The following is an 11464-nucleotide window of genomic DNA, read 5'->3' on the forward strand; positions in this document are numbered from 1 at the left end:
GAAAATTATGCGATTAGATAAGTTTTTAAAAGTTTCACGAATTATTAAACGCCGGTCGGTTGCTAAAGAGATCGCTGACCAGGGCCGGATTCTAGTTAATGATCACCCGGCTAAGTCATCGACTAAGGTTGCCGTTGGTGACACACTGACAATTAAGTTTGGCAATAAGACTGAAGTAGTTAAGATTAACCGGATTGTCGAAACAACTAAGAAGAGCGAAGCCGAGAATATGTACGAAATTCTTGATGAAAAGTATGCTGAAAATTTTGATTAATTATAAATAAGTTGATATTTTTTGTTGAGTGATGGTGGACAATTTAGTTGAATTATTGCTATACTTGAAATTAGCAGTGAAACCATAAAAATGAGGGGGAATTAGATGAAAAATCGCAAAATTGTTCAACTTGAAACCCCTCATGCTCAGCAGGTCGGCTTAAATCACGCTAAGCGTCGACGGGCTCACATTCACCGTTGTGAACGTATTATTGCTTGCTTTGCCGTCTTGTTTGTAATTTTAGGGTTCCAAATTTTAAGCAGTCGACGAACTTTAACGAAGGTCAATGCTAATATTCAACAGACCCAGTCGGAGTTAGCTAGTCAAAAGGAGCAGGGACGTGAGCTTAACCAACAGATTAAGCAACTTCATGATCCCGATTATGTTCAACAAGTGATCCGTTCAAAATATGATTATTCTAAAAAAGGCGAAACGGTTTATAACCTTAACAATTAACAAAGGGCAATGGCAAGGAACCGTCAGTCAAGAATGGCTTCTTTGTCTTTTGTTTAATGTTTAAAACAAGACTTGTTTGAGCCTACAAGTATGGTATACTCAATATTAACTAACTAAAGTATGTTTGATTCGAGGAGGATCCAATAGTTTCATGGCAATTGAAGTGGGAGCAAAGGTTTCAGGAAAAGTTTCAGGGATTACCAATTTTGGCGCGTTTGTGGATTTAGATGATAACAAGACTGGGCTGGTACACATCAGTCAAATTTCTGATAAGTACATTAAGGATATTCACGATGTATTGTCAGTTGGTGATACGGTAACGGTTAAGGTAATGCGAATTGGTGACGATGGTAAGATTGCCCTTTCAATGAAGGCGGCAGCTCCCCATGAGCATAGTGAAGGCCATGGACATGGTCGCTTTAACCACCGTGGTGAGGGTCATCATTATCGTCATGAACGTAATAATAACTACCATGGCCATCATGATAATTACCGAGGTGGCTTTGGTGGTAATAATCGCCATCACAATAACCACCAGCATGAGAACTTTGATGAAATGTTGGCTGGCTACATGAAGGAAAGTGAATCACGCCTGTCAACCCTGAAACGTCAAACTGATGGTAAGCGTGGCGGTCGTGGTGGCCGGCGTAGCTAAGACAATGACAATGCAAACAAAATTTGAGCGGCACTTGCGAGAGGGCCGCTTTTTTACTAGGCATGATGTGGTGATCATTGCCGTTTCAACGGGAGTCGATTCAATGGTGCTCCTGGATTTAATGCGGCATCTTCCAGCCCAGCAGCGCCCCCAATTATTGGTTGCTCACGTTAATCACGAATTACGAAAACAGAGTAAGATTGAGGAACGCTTTATACGTGATTATTGTGACTGTCACCACCTTGAATTGGCAGTTGCTCATTGGCCGCAAAGAGAGCATCCCCGTCATGGTGTTGAAGAGGCGGGACGCCAATTTCGTTACGCCTTTTTTGCTCAATTAATGAAAAAGTACGGAGCCCGGGTGACTTTAACCGCCCATCATGCTGATGACCTGGCAGAAACAATCATGATGAAACTTACCCGGGGCGGTCAATTGAACCAATTAATCGGAATTAGTGATCGACGCTCATTTGCCACCGGCTGGTTAGTCCGCCCATTGTTACCATTTACCAAGCAAGAGTTATACGCCTATGCCCATCGTCACCAACTAAAGTGGTTTGAGGATTATACTAATCGGGAACTCACGGTTAGTCGTAACCGGTACCGTCACCAAATCATTCCGTCATTGCGGGCCGAAAATCCGCATTTTATTGCTCACCTGCTCGAATATCGTGACCAGTTACAAACCTTATTATTATGGCGTGACCACCAGGTAAAGGCCCAATTAAGCCAGCTTATTAGCGGACCACGATTAAGGGTTAAGGGGCTGCTTGCTCTGCCGGCCGCCCAGCAGGCGATTATCTTGCAAGCCTGGCTGGAACAAGCTGGGATTCGCAATCTAAAGACCCGCTTGCTTGACCAACTTTTGACGGCCTTGGCAAATCCGTATCATCCCCAGCGACGGTTAACCTTACCCGGTGAATGGGTGTTGGTTAAAGATTATGGTTGGTGTTGGTTAGAAAATTCTAAGAAAATCACTACCCGACGACAAAAAGCTACGGTGCGTGTGGTAAAATTGGGCCAACGATACCCGATTGATGATCAAACTGCTTTGGTGGTCACTGCTGCTCCACTGTCGGGAACTCAACAACAAGAAATGTGGCTGGCACCTCAACAATTGCCATTACGGTTGCGTCGGTGGCAACCTGGTGATCGACTGTTACTGAAAGGTGGTGGTCACCAGGAAGTACACCGGGTCCTGATTAATCAAAAAGTACCGACTACTGTTCGTCAACAACAGCTTGTTCTCGTGGATGCTCAAGGCACCGTTGTTTGGTTGGTGGGCCGCAAATGGAGCTGGTTTGCTCGACCAGCTGGCTACCGACAAAATTGGCGACGATTATTGATTGGGATAAGAAAACAAAGAGGAGAAAAACATGGATAACGATATCGAGAAGGTTTTATTTACTAAGGAAGATATTGAAAAAGCGACCGATCGGCTGGCCAAGCAACTAACGGCGGATTATCGTGATAAACGACCCTTAGTGGTTTCTGTTTTAACCGGGGCGGTCCTATTTACGGTTGATATGCTTGAAAAGATGGACATCATGGCCCAACTTGACTTTATTGACGTTTCTACGTATTTTGGTGGCACCCAATCAACTGGTAATTTGAAACTGATCCACGACTTAAACAGTGATGTGCGGGGACGGGATGTTCTGATTATGGAAGATATTGTTGACAGTGGACACACCTTGAAGTTCTTGATTGACCTGTTAAAAAAGCGGGGTGCCAAGAGCATTAAAACTGCTTCAATGATGGACAAGCCAGAAGGACGGAAGTATGATGTCAAGGTTGACTATTATGGTGTACAAGTACCGAATGAATTCTTAGTTGGCTACGGGCTTGATTACAAGGGCTTTTATCGGAACTTACCTTATATTGGTATCTTAAAACCGGCAGTTTACCAAGAAGATTAGTTATTTAATAGTCAATATTTGTCAAGTATGCTATCATAGTGTGTACAATTATTTACTGTTGCTGGTAGTTAGGAGGTTGTTATGAACAACAATCGTAGAAACAATAATTTCACTCATAACGTTCTCTTCTACGCCGTGATGTTTTTGTGCATTATGGGAATTGCCTACTTCTTCCTTGGTGGTAACCAATCCAACGGGCAGTCCAAGACAGTTTCGCAAAGTGCATTCATTTCCGAATTGAAGAGTAATAAAGTTAAGAGTGTCCAGCTACAACCAAACGGTGGAGTCTATAAGGTCACGGGGACCTATCGTAAACCGCAGACCAATAATGATTCTACAGGCGGCTTTACACTTGCAACGCAACGGAGCAACAAGGTTTCTCAATTCCAAAGTTCTGTTCTAGAGAGTGATGTTACCCTTGGTCAATTGCAAAGATATGCTGACCAGCACAACGTCAAGATCAGTACTCACGCTGAGGAATCCAATAGTGTTTGGATGAACCTGCTGCTGACGGTATTGCCATTAGTCATCATGATTTTCTTCTTCTACATGATGATGGGCCAAGCTGGCCAAGGTGGCGCTGGCCGAGGCGTAATGAACTTTGGCAGAACCAAAGTTAAGCCTTCGGATCCGAAGAAGAATAAGGTTCGTTTTTCCGATGTTGCTGGTGAAGAAGAAGAAAAGCAGGAATTGGTTGAAGTTGTTGAATTCTTAAAGAATCCAAAGAAATTCACTCGTTTAGGTGCCAAGATCCCATCTGGGGTACTCCTGGAGGGTCCTCCGGGTACTGGTAAGACCCTGTTAGCCCGGGCTGTTGCCGGTGAATCTGGGGTACCATTCTTCTCAATTTCTGGTTCTGATTTCGTTGAAATGTTTGTCGGTGTCGGTGCCAGCCGTGTTCGGGACTTGTTCAATCAAGCTAAGAAGGCAGCACCATCGATTATCTTCATCGATGAAATTGATGCCATCGGTCGTCGTCGTGGTAACGGCATGGGCGGCGGTAACGATGAGCGTGAACAGACCCTGAACCAGTTACTGGTTGAAATGGATGGTTTCCAAGGCGATGAAGGGGTCATTGTAATGGCCGCTACTAACCGTTCGGATGTCCTTGATCCAGCCCTCCTGCGGCCAGGTCGTTTTGACCGGAAGATTCTGGTTGGTCGTCCCGATGTTAAGGGCCGTGAAGCCATCTTGCGGGTTCATGCTAAGAATAAACCGCTTGCTGCCGATGTTGATTTGAAAGAAATTGCTCGACAAACACCTGGCTTTGTTGGTGCCGATCTTGCTAACCTGTTAAACGAAGCAGCCTTGTTAGCTGCCCGGCGTAACAAGAACGAGATCGACGCTTCTGACATGGATGAAGCTGAGGACCGGGTAATTGCTGGTCCAGCCAAGCATGACCGGGTTGAATCCGCTCAGGAACGGAAGACGGTGGCTTACCATGAAGCCGGACACACAATTGTTGGCTTAGTCCTAAATGATGCCCGAGTTGTTCACAAGGTCACAATTGTTCCACGTGGCCGGGCTGGTGGTTATGCCATCATGCTGCCACGGGAAGATGAAATGCTGATGTCGAAGAAGAACGCCAAGGAACAGATCGCCGGTTTAATGGGTGGTCGGGCCGCCGAAGAGTTAATCTTCAAGTCCCAGTCCTCTGGTGCTTCTAACGACTTTGAGCAGGCTACGCAGATTGCTCGAGCAATGGTTACCCAATACGGAATGAGCGACAAGATTGGACCGGTTGAATTACGGAGTTCTGGTCAAGTCTTCACTGGCCAGGGTTATGATCAATCAACCTATTCCCAGAAGACGGCAGCCTTAGTTGATGAAGAAATTCGACGGATCTTAAACGAAGGTCATGAGACGGCTCTCCACATTATCGAGACCCACCGAAAGCAGCATAAAGCAATTGCTGAGGCCTTACTGAAGTATGAGACCTTGAATGCAAAGCAGATTCTCAGCATATATAAGACTGGGAAGATGCCGGAAAAGGATACTGCTTCCGCTAATGAAGCTGCCTATGCGCAAACTTTCGAGGAATCCAAGCGGGCTCTCGAACGCAAGGAGGATGCAAAGCGGGAGAATAAGTCTGACGAACCTGATGATAATCACCAGATTGACGATCATTCCGCTGCTGCTCAGCTGGCTGCCAGTGAGCAACCAACTCAGCCTTCTGCTGCCCATTCTAGTCAACCAAGCGCAGCAGATTCTGCAAATGAACACCGTGATGACCAGGATAAGCCAGAAAGGCATGATGACCCGACTGATTCTGACCACGATGAATAATAAAAATGCTAAAATAGGAGCATGACTGAATGGTCGCTCCTATTTTTTGTTTGAGGAGGATTTACATGAAAACTACAGATTACTTAGTAAAGAGCATTACCAAAGATGGCAAATTTCGGGCTTATGCCGTTAATGCCACCCAGTTAGTGGAACGGGCACATGAGATTCATGGCACCTGGAGCACTGCTTCTGCCGCCCTTGGCCGGGCCCTAGTGGGGACCTTACTTTTGGCTACCGCGGGTCTGCAGGGCGATGCCGGAATGAAGGTTAAAATTCAGGGTAATGGACCAGTTGGCTACATTGTTGTTGACGGGACTGCCCATGGTACCGTTAAGGGTTATATGGGCAATCCACACGTTAATCTTCCTGCTAATGCCAAGGGAAAAATCGATGTTGCTGGAGCCGTTGGCAAGCAGGGGACCCTTTCTGTTACCAAGATGGCGCCAACTGATAAGACGCCATACACCGGGGAAGTTAACCTGGTGTCCGGCGAGCTTGGGGACGACTTTACGTATTACCTAGCCCAGTCTGAACAGATCCCGTCCGCTGTTGGTTTGTCCGTTTTTGTTAACACCGATGACAGTATTGAAGTCGCTGGTGGCTTTATGATTCAGGTTCTGCCAGGGGCATCGGATGCGGCGATCACTAGACTGGAAAATACCCTGAAAAACATGCCCCAGGTTTCGGATATGCTACGGCATGGTGCCACCCCTGAAGATATTCTGCACAAGTTATTTGGCGATGATCTGAAGCTGTTGGATAAGATGCCGGTCCGTTATGAATGTGACTGTTCTAAGCAACGATTTGCCCGGGCACTGGAAAGCTTGCCAATTAAGGACCTGAAGAAGTTGATCGATGAAGATCATCACGCAGAGACGGTTTGCCAATTCTGCGGCAAGAAGTATGAATTTAATGAAAAAGACTTGCAGTTGCTCTACGATAAGAAGGTTGCCGATACTGCCGCTGACAAGGAACTAGCTGCTAAGAAGAAGCAGGCAAAGAAAAATCAAAAGTAATTGCCTTTGGTGTCGGTACCCACGGTGTGCTATGATAGTTGGGTTATCGGACATTAAAAAAGAGGAACTGGAAGGCCAACCCAGTTTCTAAAGAATAATGAGGTGAAAAAATGAAGTGGAAGATCGGCAATGTTGAAATTCCTAATCAAGTTGTGGTGGCACCGATGGCAGGTGTTACCAATTCGGCCTTTCGGGTAATCTGTAAAGAATTTGGTGCGGGTTACGTTGTCTGTGAGATGATTTCTGATCGGGGAATCATGTACCACAATAAAAAGACACTGAACATGATGAATGTTGATCCAAGTGAGCACCCGATGGGAATTCAAATCTTTGGTGGAACTAAGGAGACCCTGGTGCAAGCCGCTAAGTACGTGGATAAGCATACCGCCGCTGATGTGATTGATATCAACATGGGCTGCCCCGTTAATAAGGTGGTCAAGACCGACGCCGGAGCACGGTGGCTGCTTGATCCCAACAAGGTTTATGAAATGGTCTCCTATGTCACCGATGCCGTAAAGAAGCCGGTCACCGTTAAGATGCGGACCGGTTGGGATGACAAGCACATCTATGCCGTTGAGAATGCCCTGGCTGCTGAACGTGCCGGCGCCGCAGCAATCGCGATGCACGGTCGGACCCGAAAACAGATGTATACGGGACACGCCAATTGGAATATACTAAAAGAGGTTGCGGACCATTTGACAATCCCGTTTATGGCCAACGGGGACGTGCGAACGCCTGAGGATGCTAAGAAAATTCTTGATCAGACCGGTGCGACGGCTGCGATGATCGGCCGGGCCGCCATGGGGAATCCGTGGATGCTGACCCGGACAGTTCATTACCTGGAGACCGGAGAATTATTACCGGAAGCGACTCCCCAAAAGAAGATTAAGATGGCTAAGGAACACCTAAACCGCCTGATTGATCTGAAGGGTGAATACGTTGGTGTTCGGGAATTCCGGGGACTTTCGACTTACTACTTAAAGGGAATCTCACATTCTGCCAGAGCTAAGGCGGCACTGGTGGAAGCTGAAACCCGTGACCAGATGAATGAGATTTTTGATCGCTTTGCTGAACAAACAGCAGAGCGGGAGATGAAACGGGCCGCCCGCAAACAAGCTCAATAAGAGGAGGAGAAATTTAGTGTCACAAGAACTAGATCAGATGCGTGTTCGTCGTGAAAAAATGGAAGAACTAAAGAAGGCCGGAATTGAGCCTTTTGGCCGGCGCTTTAAGCGTGATCATTTAGCCCAACAGCTACACGATGAATTTGATAAGTATGACAAGGAGCAACTAAACGATAAGGATAAGACGGTAACCATCGCCGGTCGGATGATGCGAAAGCGGAGCAGTGGCAAAGCTGGGTTCGCTGATTTTGTCGACCGAACTGGTAAAATCCAGGTTTATGCACGGAAAGACATGGTTGGGGATGAACCGTACCATATCTTTAAGCGGGCGGATATTGGTGACTTCTTAGGTATTACGGGAGATGTCATCAAGACCAATACGGGTGAATTGACCGTCCGAGCGCATAAGATTACCTTCCTGGCTAAGGCTTTACGTCCATTGCCAAACAAGTGGGAAGGGGTCACGGATCCTGAGACCATTTACCGTCAACGGTACCTGGACCTGATTGCCAACCCTGAAAGCTTTAAACGCTTCCATCAACGGACGGCGATCATTAAGGCTGTTCGGAAATACATGGATGACCATGGTTTTACCGAAGTCGAAACGCCAATTTTGAATACCCAGGCTGGTGGTGCCAATGCACGGCCGTTTATTACCCACCACAACGCTCTAGATATCGATATGTACCTGCGGATTGCCACGGAATTGTACTTGAAGCGGTTAATCGTTGGTGGCTTTGAGCGGGTTTATGAATTGGGCCGGATCTTCCGGAATGAAGGGATGGACCCACACCATAACCCAGAATTTACCACGATGGAAACCTATGCTGCCTACTGGGACTTCCATGACGTCATGGACGAAACTGAAGGAATCGTCAAGGCTGCTGCTAAAGTAGTTTCCGATGATGGTCACGTTAACTACCAGGGCCATGACATCGATCTCGCTAGTGACTTTAAGCGGATTACAATGACCGATGCCGTTAAGGAAAAGACTGGGATTGACTTTAGTGATCCTCAGATGACCGATGATGATGCTAAGAAATTGGCCGCTGAACACCATATTGAATACAAGCCATTCTGGAAGAAGGGTCATATTTTAGGGGCCTTCTTTGACCAGTATGTTGAAAAGACACTTATTCAACCAACCTTTGTCTACGAGTTCCCTGTAGAAGTATCACCACTGGCAAAGCGGAATAAGGAAAATCCAAAGATGACCGACCGGTTTGAATTGTACGTTGACGGAAGCGAATTAGCCAACGCCTTCAGTGAATTAAACGATCCAATTGATCAAAAGCATCGTTTTGAAATGCAGGCGGAAGAAAAGGCTAATGGTAATGATGAGGCTGAACCAGTGGACCTTGATTACGTAAAGGCTCTGGAATACGGAATGCCGCCGACGGGAGGACTAGGCATTGGAATTGACCGTTTAGTGATGCTATTGACTGATGCTAAGTCAATTCGGGATGTTATTCTCTTCCCAACGATGCGTCCAGAAAAGGAAGGGAAGAAGTCTTCTAAGAAAAAGAAGAAGTAATAATATTTCTAAATTGGTATGTACACCATTTTTAGGAAAATAATTTCAAAAGCTATGTATCTCTTTAAGTAGTGAGGAGATATATGGCTTTTAAAATTGTCTATGTGAGCTCTTAGGGATGAAAATAGTTGGAAAAAGGGCCTGGTTTATTATCAAAAGTCATCGCTTTTAGTATTTCAAGTTCTAAAATAAATATAAACTATTATGAGTAAGGTAGGTTCAATATGCATAATTTAATTTTTCTGACAGACTTGACCGGTGCTGCTTTGGATCCTTACGTGCGGTTGAATGAGGCACAGCTTTTTCATGCTTTGGACTTATTTATCGCGGAGAGTCCCAAGGTAATTGAACGGGCCTTGCGCGCTGGATACCAGCCGGCTTCTCTTTTGGTGGAAGAGAAAGTCCTGAAGCGTGATTTAGCCGATCTGGATCATGAAATGGCGATTAACCAAACGGGTGGACTTGGTCAGACGCCAATTTATGTTGTTAATAGTGTTCTGATCCGGCATTTGTCCGGCTATAATCTTTTACGTGGCGCACTTGCGGCAATGCACCGGGTAAAGCGCCCTGGTCTAGCCAGCTTTTTGGCAACAATGCCGGTTGACCACCCCCGGATCGCGGTTCTCGAACGAGTGGTTAATCCAGCTAACGTTGGGGCAATTTTCCGTTCTGCAGCAGCGCTGGGAATAGATGGCGTAATTGTAACGAGTGATTCTGCCGACCCGCTTTATCGTCGTGCTTCTCGTGTGGCGATGGGAACGGTTTTCCAAGTGCCGTGGACTTATATTGATGCAAAAGTCTGGCAATCTGAAGGAATCAAACTTCTACATCGTTTTGGATATCGGACAGCGGCAATGGCGTTGCGTCATAATACCGTCAGCATTGATGACCCCTGTCTGACTAAGGTAGGTAAGCTAGCCATTATTCTTGGTTCGGAAGGCCCTGGATTGAGAAAAGAAACGATTGCGCAGAGTGATTTTACGATTAAGATTCCGATGACGACTGGGGTCGATTCGTTAAATGTTGCTGCGGCCTCCGCCTTGGCTTTTTGGGAGTTGGGAAATCGTCATAACTCGTGAAAGAGGAACTTTTGCTGTCAATGATTACAAACACATACCATTTAATATTGCAAATTTACACAGTATGTACCGATGAGAGAATAAGATAATCTTTTAAGTGACTTGTGCCTGAGCTTTGATTAAATAGTAGGCGGATATTTTTGGGAATAATAGTTTATTTGTTAATCATTAACTGACCGATTAAGACATTGACAATTAATAAAGTTCAGCTTTAAAAAATAATTTAAGATTAATTAATAAACTTGTTGACAACCAAGGGAAGAGTCGGTATAGTAGTCAATGTTGCGTGAGCGTGGAAAGCTTGATAGCAATGATTTAGATTGTTGTTGACACTCTAAACGCAACGTGATATATTACTTAAGTCGCTTGTTTGATTTACTGACTTGGCTCTAAAAAAAAGTTCTTGACAGTGATCAAGCAAATATGATAAAATAATTATGTTAGTTTTATACTAATGTGGTAGACCTTTGAAAACTGAACAAAGTTTCGACGAATCAAATGTGTAGGGTCTCTGATCACTTCGGTGATCGGAGCAAAACATTTGCGAAGTCAATTCGCTTAATACTTTTAAATTTGAGAGCTATCTCAAATTCTTATATCTTTTTATATGAGAGTTTGATCCTGGCTCAGGATGAACGCCGGCGGTGTGCCTAATACATGCAAGTCGAGCGCACTGGCCCAACTGATCTGACGTGCTTGCACTGAAGTGACGATGGATTACCAGTGAGCGGCGGACGGGTGAGTAACACGTGGGCAACCTGCCCTGAAGCGGGGGATAACATTTGGAAACAGGTGCTAATACCGCATAACAACGAAAACCACATGGTTTTCGTTTGAAAGATGGTTTCGGCTATCACTTCAGGATGGGCCCGCGGTGCATTAGCTAGTTGGTAGGGTAACGGCCTACCAAGGCAATGATGCATAGCCGAGTTGAGAGACTGATCGGCCACAATGGAACTGAGACACGGTCCATACTCCTACGGGAGGCAGCAGTAGGGAATCTTCCACAATGGGCGCAAGCCTGATGGAGCGACACCGCGTGAGTGAAGAAGGGTTTCGGCTCGTAAAACTCTGTTGTTGAAGAAGAACGTGCGTGAGAGCAACTGTTCACGCAGTGACGG

The 11464-nt window shown here is 45.7% G+C and carries 10 protein-coding genes and 1 rRNA gene; all 11 read left to right on the forward strand.

Going from position 1 to position 11464, the window contains the following annotated elements; all coding sequences use genetic code 11:
• Positions 1-7 precede the first annotated feature (7 nt).
• Positions 8-274 (forward strand): RNA-binding S4 domain-containing protein, encoded by a 267-nt coding sequence (locus ACEYV4_RS03205; RefSeq protein ID WP_373841995.1) that lies wholly within the window; start codon positions 8-10, stop codon positions 272-274.
• A 105-nt stretch (positions 275-379) separates the two neighbouring features.
• Positions 380-730: a septum formation initiator family protein gene (locus ACEYV4_RS03210; RefSeq protein ID WP_373841996.1), complete on the forward strand. Its 351-nt coding sequence runs from the start codon at positions 380-382 to the stop codon at positions 728-730.
• Between the two features lie 151 nt (positions 731-881).
• Positions 882-1385, forward strand: coding sequence for a S1 domain-containing RNA-binding protein (locus tag ACEYV4_RS03215; protein ID WP_373841997.1), 504 nt, complete (start codon positions 882-884; stop codon positions 1383-1385).
• The gene (gene tilS / locus ACEYV4_RS03220; protein ID WP_373841998.1) at positions 1348-2769 is read left to right on the forward strand and encodes a tRNA lysidine(34) synthetase TilS; all 1422 of its coding nucleotides are present in this window, start codon (positions 1348-1350) and stop codon (positions 2767-2769) included. Before ACEYV4_RS03215 ends, tilS begins: the two co-directional genes overlap by 38 nt.
• Positions 2762-3304, forward strand: coding sequence for a hypoxanthine phosphoribosyltransferase (hpt, locus tag ACEYV4_RS03225; protein WP_373841999.1), 543 nt, complete (start codon positions 2762-2764; stop codon positions 3302-3304). Before tilS ends, hpt begins: the two co-directional genes overlap by 8 nt.
• Positions 3305-3385: 81 nt before the next feature.
• Complete coding sequence (ftsH, locus tag ACEYV4_RS03230; protein ID WP_373842000.1) at positions 3386-5590, forward strand: ATP-dependent zinc metalloprotease FtsH; 2205 nt, start codon at positions 3386-3388, stop codon at positions 5588-5590.
• 65 nt (positions 5591-5655) lie between these two features.
• Positions 5656-6606 (forward strand): Hsp33 family molecular chaperone HslO, encoded by a 951-nt coding sequence (gene hslO, locus ACEYV4_RS03235; RefSeq protein ID WP_373842001.1) that lies wholly within the window; start codon positions 5656-5658, stop codon positions 6604-6606.
• Between the two features lie 110 nt (positions 6607-6716).
• Entirely contained in the window at positions 6717-7730 is a 1014-nt protein-coding gene (gene dusB, locus ACEYV4_RS03240) for a tRNA dihydrouridine synthase DusB (RefSeq protein ID WP_373842002.1), read from the forward strand.
• A 16-nt stretch (positions 7731-7746) separates the two neighbouring features.
• On the forward strand, positions 7747-9264 hold the full coding sequence (gene lysS, locus ACEYV4_RS03245) for a lysine--tRNA ligase (protein ID WP_373842003.1): 1518 nt from the start codon (positions 7747-7749) through the stop codon (positions 9262-9264).
• A 224-nt stretch (positions 9265-9488) separates the two neighbouring features.
• Positions 9489-10343 carry a TrmH family RNA methyltransferase gene (locus ACEYV4_RS03250; protein WP_373842004.1) on the forward strand — a complete coding sequence of 285 codons (855 nt, stop codon included), beginning with the start codon at positions 9489-9491 and terminating at the stop codon, positions 10341-10343.
• A gap of 603 nt (positions 10344-10946) precedes the next feature.
• Positions 10947-11464: ribosomal RNA gene (locus tag ACEYV4_RS03255) — 16S ribosomal RNA — on the forward strand; the annotation flags it as partial.

The organism is Limosilactobacillus sp. (assembly GCF_041859915.1).
In the GTDB taxonomy this organism is placed as follows: Bacteria; Bacillota; Bacilli; order Lactobacillales; family Lactobacillaceae; genus Limosilactobacillus.